The following is a 20,102-nucleotide window of genomic DNA, read 5'->3' as shown; positions in this document are numbered from 1 at the left end:
ATGTCGGGGTGATCACTCCCACTCCCCTGATGCAGCTGGTGGCCGGTGTGTGGGGGTTCAAGACCCTCGCGGCCGGCGTCGAGCTCGGTCTGTTCACCCGGTTGGCCGGCGGGCGGACGATGACCGTCGAGCAGGCCGCCGCCGAGTTCGGGTTGCCCGACCGGCCCGCGGATCTGCTGCTGGCCGCCAGCGCGTCACTCGGCCTGCTGGAGAAAGCGGGCGACGGTTACCGCAACTCGGAGTTGGCCGAGCAGTTCCTGGTCGAGGGTCGCCCGTACTACTTCGGGGCACAGGTTCGTTACTCGGACCTGCGCACCTACCTGCCGTGGCATCGCATCGGCGAGGCCCTGCGCACGGATCGGCCGTTGACCTGGGACCCGGAGGCCCAACAGTCGATGTTCGACACCGCCGATCCGGAGATGCTGGCGCAGTTCTGGGACGCGATGTTCTCCACGTCCAGCTTCACCGCCAGCGCGCTGGCCGACGCGTACGACTTCTCCGCGCACCGCCGGCTGCTCGACGTGGGCGGCGGTGCCGGCGCGTTCCCGATCGAGTTCTGCCGCCACCTGCCCGACCTGCGGGCCACCGTCCTGGATCTGCCGCACGTCTGCGTGCGGGCCCGGGAGCGGATCGCGGAGGCCGGCCTGACCGGGCGGATCGACGCGGTGGCCGGTGACTTCCTCGCCGACCCGGCGCTGCCGAGCGGGCACGACGTCATCCTGCTCAGCATGATCCTGCACGACTGGGACGAGCCGACGAACCGGGCGCTGCTGGCCCGGTGCCACGCGGCGTTGCCGCCCGGTGGCGCGATCGTGGTCTGCGAACTGCTGCTCAACGACGAGCGCACCGGGCCGCCGGAGGCGGCCCTGATGGGGATGAACATGCTGGTCGAGACCGAGGGTGGCCGGAACTACTCGGGCGCCGAGTACGCGGCCTGGCTCACCGACGCCGGCTTCGTCGACGTGCGTACGGTGCCGTTCGACGCGCCGGGCGCCAACGGCGCGGTGGTGGCCCGCCGGGCCTGAACGCGGGACGGACGACACCCGGCCCCGGGTGCGAAACCGCGGGCCGGGTGTCGCAGCGCCGGTTGGCGCTGGCGTCCGATCGGCTACCGGTACGGGTCAGGCGCGAGCCTTGGCCGGCTGCTTCATGAAGTCCATGATCGCCTTGTTGACCTCGTCGGCGTGGGTCCACGGGATGCCGTGCGGCGCGCCCTTGAGCGTGACGAGCTGACCGGTGGGCATCATCGGCCCGAGCCGCTGACCGGTCACCGGGTAGGGAAGCACCCGGTCCTGGTCACCCTGGACGATCAACACCGGAATGTTGATCTTCGGCAGATCCGGGCGGAAGTCTTCCTGCCAGGCGTCCACGCTGTCGTGGGTGGCCTTGCCGGAGGCCATCGCACCAATCTGCCAGTGCGCCCGGTACGCCTCCTCGCTGACCCGCTTACCCATGTTCTGGTCCGGGTTGAAAAACGCGTCGCAGAAGGACGTCAGGTAGGCGAAGCGGTCCTTGATGATGGCGTCCTGGAAGCCCTTGAAGAGGCCCCGGTCGACACCCTCCGGATTGTCGCTCGCCTTGGCCAGCATCGGTTGCAGCGGGCTGAGCAGCACGGCGCGGCTCACCCGTTGCGAACCGTAGTTACCCAGGTAGCGGACCACCTCGCCGGTGCCCATCGAGTGACCGATCAGGGTCACCTCGTTCAGGTCCAGCTCGCTCATCAACACGTCCAGGTCCGCCGCGAACGTGTTGTAGTCGTACCCGAACGCCGGCTGGGCGGAGTTACCGAAACCGCGCCGATCAATGGTGATCGTCCGATATCCGGCGTTGAGCAGCGCGGTGGTCTCCTTCTCCCAGGTCGCACCGTTGAACGGGAAGCCGTGGATGAGCACCACCGGCTTACCGGAACCGTGGTCCTCGTAGTACAGGTCGATGGGCGCGGAGTTTTCCGTCCCCACGGTAATGAAAGGCATGTTTCACTCCTGCTCCGGTTTGGGCTGTCGGACGCCCCGCGCTTTCCCGCCCGGCCGGCGGATATGCGGCCCCTCAGACCGGGCCGAACAGCAGGAACAGGGGTTCCCCGACCCTCCCCCACCGTCCTAACCTCGGGGGGTGAAACTTCCGCCCCGGCTGCGGGCCGTCAGTGACCTGCACGTCGGGCACCCGCAGAACCGCGCGTTCGTCCAGGAGCTGCACCCGGACAATCCCGGCGACTGGCTACTCGTCGCCGGGGACGTCGCCGACCGGTTCGCCGACATCGAGTGGGCGCTCGGGCTGCTGAGCAGCCGATTCGCCCGAGTCGTCTGGGCACCGGGCAACCACGAGCTGTGGACGCCACCGCGCGACCCGGTCACGCTGCGCGGCGAGGAGCGCTACCGCGCGCTGGTGCGGATGTGCCAGCGGTTGGGGGTGATCACCCCGGAGGATCCGTACCCGGTGTGGGACGGCGACGGCGGCCCCGCCACCATCGCCCCGCTCTTCCTGCTCTACGACTACACGTTCCGGGTGCCCCAGGCGCGCACCCAGCAGGAGTCACTGGCCCTGGCGTACCAGGCCGGGGTGGTCTGCACCGACGAGGCGCTGCTGCACCCCGACCCGTACCCGAGCCGGGAGGCCTGGTGCGCGGCCCGGGTCGCCGAGACCGAAGACCGGCTGGCCGAACGCGACCCGGCGCTGCCGACGGTGCTGGTCAACCACTACCCGCTGGTGCGCGAACCCACCGACGTCCTGCGTTTCCCGGTCTTCGCCCAGTGGTGCGGCACCGTCCGCACCAGCGACTGGCACCTGCGCTTCGGCGCGTCCACCGTCGTGTACGGGCACCTGCACATCCCCCGCACCACATTCCACGACGGGGTGCGTTTCGAGGAGGTCTCCCTCGGCTACCCCCGCGAGTGGCAGCCCCGGGGGTCGGTGCCCGACCCGATGCGCACCATCAACCCGGCGGACGACGTATGCCGGCGCTCGTCCGTCAGCGGGTGAACCAGAGACCGCCTGTCGACTGCCATCTCCGGCTCGCGCCGTCCACATAACGCGAGATCTTGGACACTTTCCGTCATTTCTGAACGGAAAGTGTCCAAGATCTACGGAACTCGACCCGACCGTCGAAGGACAGGTACTAGCTCGGCCCGGCTGCGCCGTACCTCACCGCGTCGAGATCGGCGGGCAGGGTGAGCGCAGCCAATGACACGGCCTGTGCCGCTGTGGTGGTCTCGCCGAGTTCCTGTCCCGTAAAGCCCATCGTGACGATGTAGTCCCTGCCCCGCCTGGGATGCAGACACACCAGGACATCGCGGGAGAGGCTGGGCCGGGTGCTGGTGGAGAATCGCAGAGACCAGTGGCTGGTGAAGGGGTAGGGCCGCCTCAGCCTCGGCTCGGCGTACGCGGCCTCGATGAGCGCGTGGTACTCGGGCCAGTCCACCTCCGCTGCCTCCGTACGCAGGTGCCGCCACTCCGACTCGACCAGCCCCGCCGGGTCACGATCCGGGACCTCGAACCGTCCGGTCAGTTTCACGAATGACGCAGCCTGGTGGATCTCGGTCAGGGGCACTCCGTCATGCCACGCCTGCGCGACTCGCACCACCTGAGCGAGGTAAACCGTGTCCCCTTCAATCAGGGCCAGACCCTGGTCACGCTCGCAACCGCGGATGAACCACCGTCGCTCCACGTGGCTGGCAGACACCCTCAACTCTTTACGGTGCGGGAGGATGGCCGGAACGACAGCGTCATGCCACGAACCGGACGCCGTAGCCGACGCGGGAATGGACAGCCCTTCTCGAACGGCGACGGCTCGCAACGCCGCCGCAAGGCTGCCCTCGACGGCAACCTCCGGATACAGGGCAACCGGATCGGGGTAGGTCGGCACGGCTCACAATTCTGCCAAACGAACTGACGCACAGGACTGAGGTGTGCTGCCCCGGTTTGGGCGGCCGCCGCTCCCCCGGCGGCCGCCCGAACCCGGTCAGCTGGCGTAGACCTCCACTGTCGACAACTGCCCGGCGGGCCAGCCGGTGTTGCCGGTGACGGTGATCCGCACGTAACGCGCCTGAGCAGCGCTGAAGGTGAGCGACACCTGATTGCCGCTGGCCGGGTCGAAGACCCGCCCCGTCGAACCCACGAGCGTGCCGAAGCTGCTCCCGTCAGTGCTGCCCTGCACGGACAGTGTCTGCGTCCGAGCACCCCACGCCGACGACGGCGGCAGCTTCAGCACCACCCGCCCGACCGTGCGCGTCGCGCCCAGGTCGACCTGCACCCACTGCGGGAACGCGTTGTTGTTGCTCTCCCAGTAACTGTTCGCGTCACCGTCGACCACGTTGCCCGACCCGTAACTCTGGACGTGGCTGCTCTCGCTGGTGGATCGACCTCGGGCGAGGTCCGAGTTGGCCGCGGCGTCCGTGGTCACGGTGACCGCCGAGGACGCGCTGGAGGTGTTACCGGCGGCGTCGCGAGCGACGACAGTGAAGGTGTACGCGGTGGAGGCGCTGAGCCCGCTCACCGTCGCCGTGGTGCCCGTGACGGTGGCGACGACGGTGCCGCCCTGGCGTACCTGGTAGCCGGTGACCCCGGTGTCGTCGGTGGAGGCCGTCCACGCCAGCGACACGCTCGTCGAGGTCTTGCCGGTGACCGTGAGGCCGCTCGGGGCGGTCGGCGGGTTGTCCGGGGTGGTGCTGCCCGCGTACACCTCGACCTTGGCGAGCTGGCCCGCCGGCCAGCCGGTGTTGCCGGCGATGCTCAGCCGGACGTAGCGGGCCGTGGTGGTCGTGAGCGTGCGGGTGACGGTGTTGCCGGTCGCGGGGTCGAAGGTGAACGCGGAGGCCGCCGCGATGGTCGAGAAGGTGCTGCCGTTGACACTGCCCTGCACGGTGATGGTCTGGGTGCGCGCGCCCCAGCCGGCGGGCAGCCGCACGACGAGCTTGTTGACCTGGTGGCTGGCGCCGAGGTCGACCTGCCACCAGTGTGGGAAGGCGCCGCCGCCGCTCTCCCAGTAGCTGCCGGCGTCGGAGTCCACCGCGTTCGACGCCGGGAACGGGCCGTTCTGGCTGCTGGCCGAGGTGGACCGGCCGGCCGCGAGGTCGCCGCCGGTCGGGGGCGGGGTGCCGACCATCGGCGGGGTGGGGCGGACCGGGGTGAGGGCGAGCTGCCCCTTGAGCATCCGGCCGCCGTCGGCGGTGATCCGCAGGTAGTAGTCGGAGGAGCAGGCCACGCCGTCCTCGTCGAGGGCGCGGATGTTCGCGCCGGCCGGCGTGGTGGCCTGGGTCTCGGACGTCTTGGCGATCTGGTTGCCCTCGTTGTACTCGTCGAACATGGACACGTAGAGGCCCTGGGAGCCGAGCCGGACCATGTTGTAGATGTGCCGCCAGTAGAAGTCGCCGTGTTTGCGGTGGCCCCCGGCGAGGTCGCCGGGCATCACGCAGGGCAGGTAGTCGATGCCGCGCGCCGCACAGTCGGCCATGTCGCCGACGTTGACGTTGTTGTAGTACGAGTCCAGCTCCTCCACGGTCCTGGCCCGGTAGACCATCCACGGTGAGATCGCGTGGAACGCGTGGTAGACGTCGAGGAAGCCGGGGCGGGAGTCCTCGATGCCCTGCCGCCACCAGGTGGGCACGCCACCGATGACGTAGCAGCCCTGGGCCTTGAACCAGTTGATGACCTCCAGGCAGGGCCCGGGGGTGAAGGGGCGGCTGGGCTCGCTGAAGCCGAAGCCCCAGATGCAGACGACCGGCTTGCCGTTCTGCCGGGCGTACGCCGACGACGCGGTGTACGCGGCCATCTTCGTCGTCCAGTCGGTCTTGATCTCCGATTGGAAGGTCAGCCAGTCGGTGACGTCGTACATGATGTAGAACTTGCGGTTGTGGCGCTCGGCGGCGGAGCGCACCTTCTGGGTCATCGCGTCGCGGGTCGGGCCCTCGTCGCCCATCGGGTTGAACCGTTGCAGGGCGGCGGTGTCGCAGCCGTTCTCCTGCATCCACCGGAAGTGGGTGTCGACCGTCTGCTGGTCGTAGGAGGAGAAGAGGGTGGCCGGCTGACCGTTGCCCAGGTTGGGGTACGCGGTGGGGTAGGTGCGGGTGTACTCGCGCATGTCCGGCCAGGAAACGATCGTGGTGTTGGCGGGTGAGGGCGGCTGGAACCGGTCACGGCTCCAGTGCCACCAGCCGCCGATCGGTGCCCCGTCGCCGGGTGCGCTGAACCAGCCCTGGTAGCCGACGGTCACCTTGCCGACCACGTCCCCGGGGGGACTGGCGGCGTGCGCGGGGCTGGACAGGCTGGTGAGCAGCTCGGTGGTGGAGGCGGTGGCGAGGGCGGACCCGGCCAGTACCGATGTGACGAACCTACGGCGGGAGACCGCCATGACGACCACTCCTTCGGGACGGAAGGCATTGACGGCCATCGTGGCAGCAGTGGATGCCGACCCGCAAGAGTTAGACTGTTCGATGAAAATATCGATCAGATGAAGGGAATTACGCGCTGAGTCCTTAGTGGCTGACGGCGCGCTCCAACGCTCGCACCGGGGACAGGATCTGGCTGCCGGCCTGGCGGCGACGAGCGTCACGCACTGTCATCCGTACGCCCTCGGTAAAGCTGATCTTCGGGTACCACCCGAGCAGCTCGCGCGCCTTCCGGGTGTCCAGCGCCATGTTGCGCACCTCGCCCGGCCAGGGCAGCGGCTCGTACCGGGCCGCGCTACCGACGCCGGACGCCTCCCGGACCGTGTCGTAGACCTCGTTGACGCTCGTCTGCCGACCCGAGGCGATGTTGACCAGACCCACCCCGGGGTGGTGACAGGCGACGGCGATCGCCTCGGCGACGTCGCTGACATGGATGAAGTCCCGGGTCTGCGTACCGTCGTCGTAGATCACCACCTGCCGGCCAGCGAGCAGCGCGTCGGCCATCAGGGAGACCACGCCGCAGTCGCTGCCCTCCTGGCGGGGTCCGTAGACATTGCCGAACACCATCGAGGTGTACGGCAGGCCGTGCTGACGCCCGTACCAGTCGAGGTAGTGCGTGCCGGCGGCCTTGCTGACGCCGTACGGGCTCACCGGGGCGATCGGATGATCCTCCCGGACCGGCAGATCGTGGGCGGCGACGCTGCCGAAGATGGCGCTGCTGGAGGCGTTGATCACCAGCCGTACGCCGGCACGCGCGCAGGCGTCCAGCACGTTGACGGTGCCGAACACGTTCACGTCGGCGTCGTACAGGGGCGACCGACGGGCCGCGGGAACGCTGGGCTGCGCGGCGAGGTGCACCACCACGTCCGGCTGCCACTGGTGGATGGCCTCGACACCCTCCGGCGTACGGATGTCTCCCGAGACGACGTCGGCCTCGGTCAGTCCGCCGTACGCGGCATCGGCCAGGTTCTCGATCCGGCCGGTGGAGAAGTTGTCGAGCACCCGGACCTGACTGCCCATCAACATCAGCCGGGCGACCACGTGGCTGCCGATGAAGCCGGCCCCTCCGGTCACCAGCACGCGTCCGGGGATCAGGTCTGTCGGCGGGTCGACGCCGACGGCAACAACTGGCTGGTCCATGTGGAACTCCTTGGAACGACGGGGTTGTCGGCCCTCAGTGGCAACGGACGACCGGCACGACCGTAACCCATGAATTACCCACGAAAGGGATGTTTCGACCAATGCTTTGGGGAGGTATGCGACGTTCAAGGCGAGAAGTCCTGTTTTTGCCTATCCGGGACTAATGGGGCATTTGTGACTAGTAGCTTACTTCCGGGGTGCTCGCCCCCATGCCCTCGAAGCACCTGACGGAGAAGGAGGTCGGCGCGTTGAGAAAGACCCCGGGACCCGTGACCGCGGACTCAGCTCCGTTGCCGGGCAACGACACCGCGACCTCCCACGACCTCGCCGCGGCACCCGGCGCCGAGACGCGACAACGCCCGGAGATCCCGCTGCAGCTTCAGGAGATGTTCGCCCGCTACGAGCAGGCCAACCGCTCCGACCAGCACAGACGGCGGGCCCGCGTGGTGGTGCTCGAGGCGAATGACGCGGCCACCCCGATCGACCGTCTGGACGAGGAGTTCGACGTGGCCGTCCGACTCCCGGTGCCGGTCTGCGCCGAGGAGTTCGCCCGGGTGCTGGCCGGCGTCCGCCCTCGACTCCTGTTGCTCAAGCACTCCCTGGAGAGCATCGACGACCGCATCGTCACCAGTTGCCTGAGCGCCGGCGTCGAGATCATGGTGCTGGCCCGTCCCGTCTACGGCCTGCTGCGGGCACCCGCGATGGCGCGATTCGGTGGGCTGCCGTGGATCCGGCTGGGGCCGGGTGGCGCAGGCCGACCCCGAGGCGAGCGGCTCAAGCGGTTCTTCGACCTCGGCGTGATCCTGCTCAGTGCCGTCGTGGTGATCCCACTGATCGCGGTGATCGCCGCCGTGGTGTCGTTCACCGGCCCACCGTTCTACCTCCAGCAACGCGTCGGCACCGGTGGCCGGCTCTTCCGGGTGGTCAAGTTCCGGACCATGCGGGTCGGCGCCGAGCAGACCACCGGCCCGGTGCTGGCCCTGCCGGACGACGTCCGGATCACCCGACTGGGTCGCTGGCTACGACGGTCCCGGCTGGACGAGTTGCCCCAGCTCTGGAACGTGCTGCGCGGCGAGATGAGCCTCGTCGGGCCTCGCCCGGAACGACCGGAGTTCATCGCCGGCTTCGCCCGGTTGCCCGACTACGACCTGCGGCACCTGATCCGGCCAGGGCTGACCGGCATCGCGCAGCTCACCGGCGGATACGCGGCCACAGTGGAGGAGAAGCTCCGGTGTGACCTGCTGTACCTCAACTGCCGCTCCATGCGGGTCGACCTCACCCTGCTCCTGCTGACAGTGGTCGAGCTGTTCCGGGGGTTTCCCCGTGGCTGACACGACCCACGCCGTCGAAACCCGGGTCACCCGCAACACGGCCAGCATGGTGGCCGCACGGGTGATCATGGCGGTGTCCGGGCTGGTCTCGGTGCCCGTCATCTACCAGCGGCTCGGGCCGCGGGAGTTCGGGATCTGGGTCGTACTCGCCGGTCTGCTGGCGATGGCCGCCCTGATCGACCTCGGCCTCGGCTCCGCACTGGTCCGCGAGGTCGCCCGCGCCGAGAGCGCGGCCGACCGGGACCTGGTACGTCGGCTGCTCGGGCTGGGGTTGGGCTGGGCCCTGCTGCTGGGCCTGCTCACCCTGGGGGCGCTCGGTGCCGGCTGGCCGTGGCTCGCCGGGCTGCTGCGCCTCGGTGACCTGGCCGACGAGGCGTGGCAGGCCACCGTCTGGCTGGTCGTCGCCCTGGTGGCCGGCGCCGTGGAGCTGCCGTGGCGGGCCGTACTCGAAGGTGGCCAACGGTACGGCTCACTCGCCGCGATCAGCGCCGGCACCGCGATCCTCGGGGCCGCCCTCGCCATCCTGGTGGTACGCCTCGGCGGCGGCCTGGTGGCGTTGGCCGCCTCGGCCGCCGCGACCGGGGCGGTCCGTACCCTCCTGCTCGCCGCGACGACCCACCGCCAGTGCCCGGACCTGTCCCCACGGTGGGGGCGAACGGACCTGGCCGACATCCGCCGCATCGGCGGCTACGGCCTGCGGGTGCAGGTCTCCAGTGGCGCCGGCATGGTCAACGTGGAGCTGGACCGCCTCGTCCTCGGTGGCGCCTTCGGCCCCGCCGTGGCCGGCGGTTTCGACCTGGGCAGTCGCCTGCTCAACCTGCTCCGTCTGCCCCCGGGTTTCGCCCTCATCGTGCTGTTCCCCGCGGCGGTCGCCCGCACGGTGTCCCGCGGCACCGGCTGGCTGGACCGGTTCTACCTGACCGCCACCCGGTACCTCGCGCTGTTCCTGGCCCCGGCCACCGCCGCGCTGATGGTCAGCGCCGATCCGCTGGTCCGGCTCTGGCTGGGCCACCAGGTCCCCTGGGCCGCCGCGAACATCATGATCCTCGCGCCCGCGTACGCCCTCAACCTGATCACCGGGGCGGCGACGATCGCCGCCCGCGCCGAGGGCCGGCCCGGGTTGGAGACGCGGTACGTGCTGCTCTCCGTCGTCCTCAACCTGGTCCTGACCGTGCCGATGCTGCTGCTGTGCGGGCCGCTCGGCGTACCGCTGTCGACAGCGCTGGCGGTGGTGCTGAGCACCGGGTACTTCCTGGTCTACTTCCACAGCGCCACGGCCCGCCCGCTGGCCCCGCTGGCGCGGGCGATCTGGCCGCCGCTCGCCGCGGCTGTCGCGGCCGGGTTGGTCACGGCGGCGGCCAGCCAGTTCCTGCCGGACGGTCCGGGACGCCTCGACGCCGCCCTCGCCGTGTCGTCCCGGGCGGGTCTGACAGTGCTCGTCGCCGGCGCGCTGCTGATCGCCGGCGGGCACCTGGGCGCGGGCGACCGGATGCGACTGCACCGGCTGCTGCGCGCGCCGACGGCGGTGCTGTCGCCGAGCACGGGCGGTCCGCGATGAGCGTCGGCCACCGCACCGCGCGGTGCGTGCTGTGTGGGCCACGGCAGGCCCACCTGCCCCGACTCGGCGGGCTGCTGCGCCGCTGCGAAGGCTGCGGCTTCAGCTGGACCGCGCAGGAGCAGGCCACCGAGGACGGGCGATACGACGAGGACTACTTCGCCGAGGGCGGTTACGACGACTACTTCCGGGCCGCGCCACGCCGATTCGAGGCACGGCGGCGGCTGCGCTGGCTGCTCTCCACCGTCCGCCCCACCGTGCTGCTCGAAGCCGGTCCCGCCGGGGGCTACTTCCTCGAAGCCGCCCACCAGGCCGGAATCACCGCCAGCGGCATCGAAGTCAGCCACGCCGCCGCCAACTTCGCCCGCGACCACCTCCACATGCCCGTACGCCAGGGCTACTTCGAAACCATCGCACCCACCCTCACCGCCGACGTCGTCTGCGCCTTCCACGTCCTCGAACACGTCGAAGACCCCCGCGCCTTCCTCCACGCCGCACACACCGCCCTCACCCCCGGCGGCTGGCTCGCCCTCGAAGTACCCAACATCGCCTCCGCCGCCGCCCACCGACTCGGCACCGACTGGCCGGGCCTGCAACCGCGCTGGCACCGCTGGCACTTCACCCCGGACACCCTGGTCCGGCTGGTGACCGACCTCGGCTTCGAGGTGGTCCGGCAGGACACCACGGTCTTCCGCTACTACATGCCACTCGCCTACCGGCTGCGGCACGCACGACACCTACTCCCCGCCGACGTGCTCGGGCTCCGCTCACCGCGGCTGACCCACCCACGCCTCGGCGACCTGCTCCGGGTGATCGCCCGGGCGCCACGAACCGGACGGAGCACCTGATGAAACTCGATGGGATCGAGCTGGTCCGCTGCCAGCTCTGCGGCCGCGCCGGCGGGCACTCGCCGACCCTCGGCGAGCTGCTGTGGAGCTGCCCGGACTGCGGCTTCGTCTGGACCGCGGGCAGCGCCCCGGCCCCCGAGGAGCTGTACGACGAGGCCTACTACACGACGGACGGGTACCAGGACTACTTCGCCTCCGCCGGTCAGCGTCGGTTCGAGGCGAGCCGACGGTTGCGCTGGCTGCTCTCCACCGTCCGCCCCACCGTGCTGCTCGAAGCCGGCTGCGCCGGGGGTTACTTCCTCGAAGCCGCCCACCAGGCCGGAATCACCGCCAGCGGCATCGAAGTCAGCCACGCCGCCGCCAACTTCGCCCGCGACCACCTCCACATGCCCGTACGCCAGGGCTACTTCGAAACCATCGCACCCACCCTCACCGCCGACGTCGTCTGCGCCTTCCACGTCCTCGAACACGTCGAAGACCCCCGCGCCTTCCTCCACGCCGCACACACCGCCCTCACCCCCGGCGGCTGGCTCGCCCTCGAAGTACCCAACATCGCCTCCGCCGCCGCCCACCGACTCGGCAGCGACTGGCCCGCCATCGCCCCCGCGTACCACCGTTGGCACTTCACCCCGGACACGCTGAGCCGGATGCTGGTGGAGTCCGGGTTCCGGGTGATCTCGCACGACACGGTCTTCTCCCGGTTCTACTGGCAACCGGCGGCACGGCTGCGCAACGCCCGTGATCTGCTGATCGCCGACGTCGCCGCCAGCCGGTCGCCCCGGGTGACGCACCCTCACCTCGGCGACCTGCTGCGGATCTTCGCCCGCCGCGACGACCGGGCGGTGTCCTGATGGGCGCCCCGCTGCTGTCGGTGCTCCTGATCAGCTGGAACACCCGCGAGCAGACCCGGCAGTGCCTGGAGTCGCTGGCCGCGACCGTCGACCCCGACCTGGACTACGAGGTGGTGGCCGTCGACAACGGCTCGTCCGACGGCTCGGCGGAGATGCTCATTGACCAACCCCGGGTCCGGCTGATCCGCAACAAGCACAACACCGGGTTCGCCGCCGCCGTCAACCAGGCGTACCGCCGGGCGAACGGACAGTTGATCCTGCTGCTCAACAGCGACATCCGGTTCCACCCGGGCGCGCTGTCGCGGATGATCGACCACCTGCGGGAGCGGCCGGACGTGGCCGGGGTCAGCCCGCTGTACCTCAACCCGGACGGCACCTTCCAGCAGCACTACGTCCAACAGCCCAGCTTCACCGCCACCATCGCGCTGGTGACCGCGCTGCGCCGGCTGCCCGGGTTCCGCCAGGCGCTGCACCGCTTCCAAATGCGCGGCGAGGACTTCAGCCGGCCCCGGCAGCTCGCCTCGGGCAGCTGCATGCTGCTGCGCCGCTCGGTGCTCGGACAACAGACCATCTTCGACGAGGCGTTCCCCGTCTACTGGAACGACGCGGTCCTCGCGCGGCAGCTCGACCAGGCCGGGCACCAGTTGTGGATGCTCCCGGACGCCGTGGTGACGCACAGCCGGGGCGCGTCCTGCCGGCTGCTCGGGCCGACCATCCGCTTCCGACACCTACTGGGCAGTCTGGTCGGGTATCTGCGGCTGACCCAGCCCCGGTACCGGTTACCCGTGTTCCGGGCCGCGCTGCTCGCCGACCACCTGGTCAAGCGGCTCTTCGGTCGTTCCGTACAGCTGGGCCTGGGCGACCTGCTCGCGGCGCTTCGCGGCGACGTCGGCCCGCTGCCCGACGGCGACACCCGCGACTGGGTGGTGCTGTTCAGCCGCACCCGATGGTCCGTCGACGGACACTCGGCGGTGCTGGGGCAGCTGGCGCCCGGGCAACGGTTGCTCTTCGTCGACCCGCCGGGACGCCGGCCGCGCTGGCGGTGCGAGGTGACACCGATCGGTGCGGCGGCCTGGCACGCCGTCGCGCCGACCGCGCTGCCGCTGGGTGACGCGGTGCCGCTTCTCAACTGGGTCAACCGGCGGATCGCGGCCGGCGCGCTGCGCGGCTGGCTGGACCGGCACGCCGGCGCGCGACTGCTGCGACTCGACGACGAGCGCGCCCGCCCGGTGCTCGGCCGCCTCGGCGAGGACGAGTTGCTGCCCGCCGGAGCGCCACGGCCGATGGAACGGTCGGGCCGTGGCTGAGCACACCAGCACCCTGCAACCGGCGGCCGCGGCGGTCGTGCCGCCCACCGACGGCGACCGCGACTGGGTGGTCATCTTCAGCGGCACGCCGTGGGCGAACGAGGCCCACCGGCAGCACGCGCTGGCCCGCGAGCTGACCGTCGACCACCGGGTGCTCTTCGTCGACCCGGCCGGGCACCGCCCCCGCTGGCGGGCCCAGGTCCGGGAGGTGGCCGACGGTCTGTGGCAGTGCGCCGGGCCGGCGCTGCTGCCGTTCGGTAGGCACCTTCCGCCGGTCAACCGGGTCAACCGCTGGTTCGCCGCGCGGGTGTTGCGCCGGTGGTTGCGGCGGCGGGAGGCATCCGTACGGCTGCTCTGGCTGGACGAGGACCTGGCCGCGCCGGTCGCCGCCCGGATGGACGCGTCCGCCGTCGTCTACGACGCCACCGACCTGGACTGGACGTTCACCCGCCCCTGGAACCGTTGGCATCTGCGCCGCGCGCTGCGCTCCGCCGTCGGCGCCGCCGACCTCGTCCTCGCCTCGTCCACCGCGCTACCCGACCGGCTGCCCACCTCCGACCCGGCACCGGTGGTCCTGGCGAACGGATGCGACCCGGACCGCTTCTCGCCGGACGGCCCGGTCGCACCCTGGCTGCTCAGCCTGCGCCGACCACTGATCGGCTACAGCGGGGCGGTCGACACCCGGGCCTTCGACGCGGACCTGGTCGCCTCGGTGGCGCGCGCCCACCCGGAGTGGACGTTCGTCCTGGTCGGCCCGTCCAGCCGGGCCGGCCGCGCCCCGCTCGCCGGACTGTCCAACGTGGTGCTCGTCGACGCCGTCCGCTTCGCTGACGTGCCGGGCATCCTGCGGGCCTGCGACGTCACCATGATCCCCTACCGGGTGGGTGGCCTGATCGACTACGTGCACCCGAAGAAGTGCTACGAATACCTGGCCCTCGGCAAACCGGTCGTCGCGACACCGCTGCCGGCGCTGCGGTCCCTGGGCGACGCCATCGCGCTCGCCGCCGATCCGGCGAGCTTCGCCGCGGCGCTGAACGAGGCGCTGGACCGCGCCGGCTCGCCCGACGACGCCGCCCGACGCCGAGAGGTCGCCACCCGCAACAGCTGGTCGGCCCGGGGCGTCCAGCTGCGCTCCCTGTTGGCGGGGTTGCCGCGATGAGAGTGCCGATCGTCGCGCCCGGTGTGGTGCTCGCCGGAGCCGCGCTGGGCGCTGTGGTGACAGTGGTCACCCTGCTGCCCGGGCCGGTCGGCCTGGCCGCCGCCATCGGAGTGCTGTGCTTCGGCGTGTTCCTGCTCTGGCCCTGGGCCGTGCTGCCGGTGGGCATCATCGGCGGGGCCGTGGTCGGTGCGGTGCTCAGCGGCGGTGACGTGCGCGGCTACATCGCGGTGAAGGTGCTGCTGCTGGCCGCCGGTGGCGCCGCGCTGGCCACCCGCCACTGGGTCGGGGCGGAGCGGGGCATCCGGCGTACCGCCGCCGACGCGGGGATGCTGGTCCTGGTCGGGTTGACAGTGGTGGCGGCCACCTACGGCCTGGCCGTCGGCAACCTCCCGGCGGAGGTGCTGGTCGCGGCGTACCAGGTGGCCACGATCCCGGTGTACTTCTTCGTCGCCACCCACACCCTCACCACGTCCCGTCGGATCCTGGCCGCCGGCATCCTGTACGTGGTGCTGGCGGGGGCCTTCACCGCGATCTCGGTGACGGCACCGGGGCGGCACGGCGGGCTCATCACCCTGATGGCCATCCCCGCGCTGATCTGGGTCGCCGGTCGGGTGCGGGGTTGGCGTCGGGCCGGCGCCCTCCTGCTCGGCGGGTTCTTCGCCGTCGACGTGCTCCTCGCGTCGTACCGGGGGATCTGGCTCGCCGCGGCGCTGACCGGGCTGATCATGCTGGTCCGCGGCGGTCGCACGGTCCGCACCGGCCTGGCCGCTACCGCCGCGGCGGCGGTCGCGGTGGCCGCGATCCTCGCCCTGCAACCAGGGGTACGGGAGCGCGCCACGGAGATCACCAAGGGGTTCGAGCAGTCCGCCGGTTACCGGGGGGTGGAGTCCGAGGTGGGCCTGGGTGTCTTCGCCGACCAGCCGTTGGTCGGGGCCGGCCTCGGACAGACCACTCCGGACATCTACCTGTCCGGTTTCACCTTCACCGACGTCGGGCCGGTGTACCACGCCTTCTACGTCACGGTGCTGGCCAACCTCGGGCTGGTCGGCCTCCTGCTGGTGCTCTGGCCGATCCTGCGCAGCATCCGCGTCGGCCTGCGCAGCCGGGACGGGATCGCGCTGCCGTTCGCGGCGCTGTGTTGCGGTTTCCTGGCCGCCGCCCTCTTCGCGGCGCCGACCGACGGGCACTGGGAGCTGGGCCTGTTGCCGGCGCTGACCCTCCTCACGGCACACCACGAGGGGGCGCGGCTGCGGCGAACCGCCCGACCGCCACTGCTGCGCGGCGTCCTGACCCGAACGGGTGTGGCGGCGTGAGCGCGGCCGACGCCACCGCGGTGGTGGTCACCCACAACTCGGCGGGACAGATCGTCGCCGCCCTGAGCGCGCTGCGGCAGGCGCAGGTGCCGGTGCGGTTGGTCGACAACGCCTCCACCGACGGCACTGTCGACCTCGTCCGACGCCGCTTCCCCGAGGTGACGGTCCTCGCCAGCCCCACCAACACCGGATTCGCCACCGCCGTGAACCGGGCCGCGGCCGGGGTCGACACCGACGTCGTGCTCCTGGTCAACCCGGACTGCGTGGTCACCCCCGGCGCGGTGGCGGAACTCGTCCGGGTGCTGCGCGACCGACCGTCGGTGGGCATCGCGGGACCACGGCTCACCGACGCGCACGGCCGGGTCGCGATCAGCGCCCACCGGTTCGAATCCCTCGGCACCGTGCTGGCCAGCCGGTTCGGCGGGTCGCTGGTGCCGGTCTCGCTGCGACGGTTGCTCAGCGGTCGGCAGCGCCGGGCCGCGTACGACGCCTGTGTACGCGGGGCGCAGCCGGTGGCCGTGGACTGGCTCTCCGGTGCCTGCCTGGCGGTGCGTCGCGACCTGTTCGTGGCGATCGGCGGCCTCGACGAGGGCTACTTCCTGTACTACGAGGACGAGGAGTTGTGCCTCCAGGCGGCCCGGCACGGTGCCCAGGTGCTGTACGTGCCCTCGGTGACCGCCGTGCACACCGGCGGGGCGAGCAGCTCCGATCCGGCCTGGATCTGGCCCCACCTGTACCGCAGCATGCTGCGGTTCTTCGCCCGCCACCGCGCCGGCACCCTGCGCGCGGTACGTGGCGTGGTGCTGCTGCGCGCGCTGATCGGCATCGGACTGGCCGGGGCGCGGATGCCAGTGCAACCCCGCGCCGGGACGGCCCGGCTGCGCGCCTGGACCCGCGTCGGCCGGATCGCTGTCACCCGACCTGAAACGAGAGGAGGAGCGTGATGCACGTCCTGACAACGGTCGTCGGCAAGCGCACCGAACACTGGACGGACCTGTTCGACGTCCTGTGCGAACAGCCGGACGTCACCCTCACGGTGCTCGCCGCGGACGTGTCCCCGGCGACCCGCCGCGAACTGGCCCGGCTGGCCCGTCGACACCACCGGCTGCGGTACCACGTCGTTCCGCACCTGCTCGGCGAGTCGCTGACCGGGCACATGGCCTCGGTGCTGTTCCGGCTGCCCGGCCAGCACGACGTGACCACCGCCCGCCCGGACATCCTGCACGTCATCGGCGAGGCCGCGTACCTCACCACCTGGCAGGCGCTACGGCTGCGTCAACGCTGCTGGGCCGGGGTGCCCACCACGTTGTACGCCGCGCAGAACGTGGTCACCCGCTTTCCGGCGCCGTTCCCCCGGATCGAGCGACAGTCCTACCTCTCCGTCGACCACGCCTTCCCGATCACACCCGCAGCGCTGAACGTGCTGCGGATCAAGGGTTACCGGGGCCCGGCCACGATCGTGCCGCTCGGCGTGGACACCCGGATGTTCCGGCCGCTGCCCACCGATCCCGCCGCCCGCCCGTTCACCGTCGGGTTCGTCGGGCGGTTCGAGCCGCACAAGGGTGTGGCCGACCTGCTGCGAGCCGCCGAGCTGATCGACTGCGACGTGTCGCTGGTCGGGGACGGCAGTCTCGACGCCGAGATCGAACGGGCCGCCGCGCGCCGACCGGGTCGGGTGCACCGGCACGGGTGGGCCGGGCACGCCGAGCTGCCCACGCTGCTCAACGACATGGACGTGTTGGCGATGCCATCGATCGAGGTGGTGCAGCGCAACACCCTGCCGTGGATCGGTATCCCGCTGCGCGAGCAGTTCGGCCGGGTGCTGGTCGAGGCGATGGCCTGTGGCGTACCCGTCGTGGGCAGCGACGTCGGTGAGATCCCCCACGTGGTGGGCGACGCCGGTCTCGTCTTTCCCGCCGGTGACGTCTCCGCGCTCGCCGCCCGCCTCGCACGGCTGCGCGACGACCCGGCGCTCTCCGGCCAGTTGGCCAACCGTGGGTTGGCCCGCGCCGGTGCCGAGTTCGGCTGGGACCGGATCGCCGAGACCCTCTGCACGACCTGGCGCGGACTGCGGTCCCCGGCCCGGTCGCTGCGCACATCGCCCGCTGAGACCGGGCACCCAACCAGAGAGGCGATCGCCTGATGAGCGCGTCGATAGATGTCAAAGGCTTGCTCGGTGCCTCCTGGCGCCGGGTGGGCGTACCGCTGCTCGGCCTGTGCGCGGGCCTGGCCGCCGCCCAGGGAGTGACCCAGCTTCTCCCGGCACGCTACGAGGCGGAGGCTTCGGTGCTGGTCAGCGCCGAGCAGACCGACGAGGACAGACCGGTGGATCTGGCCCTCGCGCAGAACCTCACGCCCACCATCGCCCGACTGGTCGGGTCCCGGGAGGTCGCGCTGGAGGCGGCGCGTTCACTGCAACTGCCCGAGCGGGCCGTGCTCGGTCACGTCAGCGGCGAGTACGAACTGGGCCTCCAGATCATCACCGTGCACGCGAGCGCCGGCACCGGCACGCAGGCCGCCGCGATCGCGAACGCCGCTTCCCGCGCCGTCAGTCAACAACTGGGCCGACTGGACATGGGCGGTTCCACCAGCATCAACGCCCGGGTTCTCGACACCGCCAGCCCGCCGGCCCGGCCGGCCTTCCCGAAGCCGCTGCTGAACGGTGTGCTCGGGGCCCTGGCCGGGCTGCTGGCCGGTTGGGGCGCGACCATGCTGCGCGACCGGTTCGACAGCCGGCTGCGCGACATCGGCCAGATCGAGGCACGCCTGGGCCTGCCGGTGGTCGGGGTGCTGCCGAAGCTGCCGCGCCGCTTCGCCCGCCATCACGCCGCCGCGCTGTACGCCCGCACCAACGTCGCCGACGCGGTGCGCGCCACCATCTCGACGCTCAGTGTGCTCACCGCTCCCCTGCCCCGTCGTCGGCTGCTGGTGACCAGCGCGCACGACGACGACGGCAAGGCGTTGGTGACCGCCCTGCTCGGTCTGGGCATGGCCGATGAGCACTGTCGGGCCACGCTGGTGGACGGCGCGGTACGGGACCCGGTGCTGTCGGGACACTTCCCGGAGGCGCCGCACACCTGGCAGCAGGTGCTGGCCCAGAAGTGCCCTCCGGTGCGCCTGGTCGACTTCCCCACCCTGACCGTGCTGCCGGCCGAGCCCCGCGAGGGCGCCGACACGGAGGCCCTGCACGAGCTGGGCGGCCTGCTCAACGCGCTGGGCGAGGACGAGGACTGCGTGATCGTCCACGCGCCGCCGATCCTGGCCGGACGGGAGATCTCGGCGTTCGCCCAGCACGCGGATGGCGTGCTGCTGGTCGTCCGCGCCGGCCGGACGAACCTGGACGACAGCACCCGGGCGGCCCGGCTCGTGCAACAGCTCGGGCTGCCGCTGGCCGGTGTCGTGGTGATCGGGGCGGTGCCCCGACCGGACCACCGGCCGAGCAGCGAGCAACCGGCCCTGGTGCCGGGCGCGACCCCGGATGCCCTGGCGCTGCCGGCGACGAAGGTGGGTGCCCAGGGCGCGGTCATCCGTGAGTTGGTCAGCGCCCTGGTCGAGGAGAAGTCCGGGCCACCCGGACGGCACCGCCGACAAAGCTCGGGCGAGTCCACCCCCGTCGGCAGGACCGTCGAGGGTAGAACGGTCGAGGGCACGACGGTCGAGCGCAAGCCCGTCGACCGCGAGCGGGTGACGAGTGCGACGGCTGGGAGCGTGCCGGTCGAGCGCCAGCCGGTCGACAGCACCGGGGGTGGCGTGGTGGCGCCCTCGGAGGCGCCGGCCGAGCCGACCCGGATCGAGGATGCCGTCACTCAGCCGAATCCGGTGGTGACGGATGCCCCGGACCGGCCCGAGCAGGTGCCGACGCCCACCGCCGAGACCGAGCCCGCGGCCCCGGCCTGGGGTGGCTCCCCCGCCGTGGCGGGTGTGCTCGGCCGACCGTTGGCCCGGCCCGAGTCGGTCTGGCGGTCACCGGCGGCGGAGGCGGCGCTGCCGGAGCCTTCCCCGGGTGCCCGGGTGGCCAACCAGACGGACCACTGGCCGGCCTTCGGGCAGGAGTTGCTGGCCGCCGGGCGGCCGAGCGCGGAACGACCCTCCACCGGGCCCATCGTGCTGCGACGGGCGGTAGCCGTCGGCGACGCCGATCGCTGGGGCTGACGACGGCCGGAGCAACGGTCGGCGGCCCGCCCGTGACCGGCGGCCCGCCCAACTGGCTAGGAA

At 71.5% G+C, this 20,102-nt stretch carries 16 protein-coding genes; 12 read left to right on the top strand and 4 right to left on the bottom strand.

What is annotated here, in order from left to right:
- Positions 1-8 precede the first annotated feature (8 nt).
- Positions 9-1,025, top strand: a complete 1,017-nt coding sequence (locus AB0877_RS04095) for a methyltransferase (RefSeq protein WP_366606467.1) — start codon at positions 9-11, stop codon at positions 1,023-1,025.
- Positions 1,026-1,121: 96 nt separating this feature from the next.
- Here the strand turns inward: AB0877_RS04095 and AB0877_RS04090 are convergent, their stop codons facing one another.
- The gene (locus AB0877_RS04090) at positions 1,122-1,973 is read right to left on the bottom strand and encodes an alpha/beta hydrolase (protein WP_366606465.1); all 852 of its coding nucleotides are present in this window, start codon (positions 1,971-1,973) and stop codon (positions 1,122-1,124) included.
- 139 nt (positions 1,974-2,112) lie between these two features.
- On the opposite strand from AB0877_RS04090, the gene AB0877_RS04085 reads away from it, so the two are divergent.
- Positions 2,113-2,979, top strand: coding sequence for a metallophosphoesterase (locus tag AB0877_RS04085; protein WP_366606464.1), 867 nt, complete (start codon positions 2,113-2,115; stop codon positions 2,977-2,979).
- A 136-nt stretch (positions 2,980-3,115) separates the two neighbouring features.
- Here the strand turns inward: AB0877_RS04085 and AB0877_RS04080 are convergent, their stop codons facing one another.
- The 3 genes from AB0877_RS04080 to AB0877_RS04070 form a co-directional block, all read right to left on the bottom strand.
- The gene (locus AB0877_RS04080) at positions 3,116-3,862 is read right to left on the bottom strand and encodes a DUF6193 family natural product biosynthesis protein (protein ID WP_366606462.1); all 747 of its coding nucleotides are present in this window, start codon (positions 3,860-3,862) and stop codon (positions 3,116-3,118) included.
- A gap of 96 nt (positions 3,863-3,958) precedes the next feature.
- Complete coding sequence (locus tag AB0877_RS04075) at positions 3,959-6,346, bottom strand: discoidin domain-containing protein (protein ID WP_366606460.1); 2,388 nt, start codon at positions 6,344-6,346, stop codon at positions 3,959-3,961.
- A 124-nt stretch (positions 6,347-6,470) separates the two neighbouring features.
- The gene (locus AB0877_RS04070) at positions 6,471-7,523 is read right to left on the bottom strand and encodes a GDP-mannose 4,6-dehydratase (protein WP_366606458.1); all 1,053 of its coding nucleotides are present in this window, start codon (positions 7,521-7,523) and stop codon (positions 6,471-6,473) included.
- A gap of 269 nt (positions 7,524-7,792) precedes the next feature.
- Here AB0877_RS04070 and AB0877_RS04065 point away from each other — a divergent pair, with 269 nt between their 5' ends.
- Genes AB0877_RS04065 through AB0877_RS04020 form a run of 10 tightly spaced genes read left to right on the top strand, consistent with a single transcriptional unit; the run spans position 7,793 to position 20,039 of the window.
- Positions 7,793-8,854: a sugar transferase gene (locus tag AB0877_RS04065; protein WP_366606457.1), complete on the top strand. Its 1,062-nt coding sequence runs from the start codon at positions 7,793-7,795 to the stop codon at positions 8,852-8,854.
- Positions 8,847-10,412 (top strand): lipopolysaccharide biosynthesis protein, encoded by a 1,566-nt coding sequence (locus AB0877_RS04060; RefSeq protein ID WP_366606455.1) that lies wholly within the window; start codon positions 8,847-8,849, stop codon positions 10,410-10,412. Before AB0877_RS04065 ends, AB0877_RS04060 begins: the two co-directional genes overlap by 8 nt.
- A complete protein-coding gene (locus tag AB0877_RS04055) occupies positions 10,409-11,257 on the top strand; it encodes a class I SAM-dependent methyltransferase (protein WP_366606453.1) in 849 nt (282 codons plus the stop codon). Before AB0877_RS04060 ends, AB0877_RS04055 begins: the two co-directional genes overlap by 4 nt.
- Positions 11,257-12,108, top strand: coding sequence for a class I SAM-dependent methyltransferase (locus tag AB0877_RS04050; protein ID WP_366606451.1), 852 nt, complete (start codon positions 11,257-11,259; stop codon positions 12,106-12,108). Before AB0877_RS04055 ends, AB0877_RS04050 begins: the two co-directional genes overlap by 1 nt.
- Entirely contained in the window at positions 12,108-13,415 is a 1,308-nt protein-coding gene (locus tag AB0877_RS04045) for a glycosyltransferase family 2 protein (protein ID WP_366606450.1), read from the top strand. The genes AB0877_RS04050 and AB0877_RS04045 overlap by 1 nt, the downstream gene beginning before the upstream one ends.
- The gene (locus AB0877_RS04040; protein WP_366606449.1) at positions 13,408-14,574 is read left to right on the top strand and encodes a glycosyltransferase; all 1,167 of its coding nucleotides are present in this window, start codon (positions 13,408-13,410) and stop codon (positions 14,572-14,574) included. The genes AB0877_RS04045 and AB0877_RS04040 overlap by 8 nt, the downstream gene beginning before the upstream one ends.
- The gene (locus tag AB0877_RS04035; protein WP_366606447.1) at positions 14,571-15,887 is read left to right on the top strand and encodes an O-antigen ligase family protein; all 1,317 of its coding nucleotides are present in this window, start codon (positions 14,571-14,573) and stop codon (positions 15,885-15,887) included. Before AB0877_RS04040 ends, AB0877_RS04035 begins: the two co-directional genes overlap by 4 nt.
- Positions 15,884-16,831: a glycosyltransferase family 2 protein gene (locus tag AB0877_RS04030; RefSeq protein ID WP_366606445.1), complete on the top strand. Its 948-nt coding sequence runs from the start codon at positions 15,884-15,886 to the stop codon at positions 16,829-16,831. The genes AB0877_RS04035 and AB0877_RS04030 overlap by 4 nt, the downstream gene beginning before the upstream one ends.
- Complete coding sequence (locus AB0877_RS04025) at positions 16,831-18,030, top strand: glycosyltransferase (protein ID WP_366606443.1); 1,200 nt, start codon at positions 16,831-16,833, stop codon at positions 18,028-18,030. Before AB0877_RS04030 ends, AB0877_RS04025 begins: the two co-directional genes overlap by 1 nt.
- Positions 18,030-20,039, top strand: a complete 2,010-nt coding sequence (locus AB0877_RS04020) for a hypothetical protein (RefSeq protein WP_366606441.1) — start codon at positions 18,030-18,032, stop codon at positions 20,037-20,039. Before AB0877_RS04025 ends, AB0877_RS04020 begins: the two co-directional genes overlap by 1 nt.
- The last annotated feature ends 63 nt before the right edge of the window (positions 20,040-20,102 follow it).

The sequence above is a fragment of the Micromonospora sp. NPDC047644 genome (assembly GCF_040704315.1).
Classification (GTDB): Bacteria; Actinomycetota; Actinomycetes; order Mycobacteriales; family Micromonosporaceae; genus Micromonospora.
This window is presented reverse-complemented; position numbering and strand designations above follow the sequence as displayed.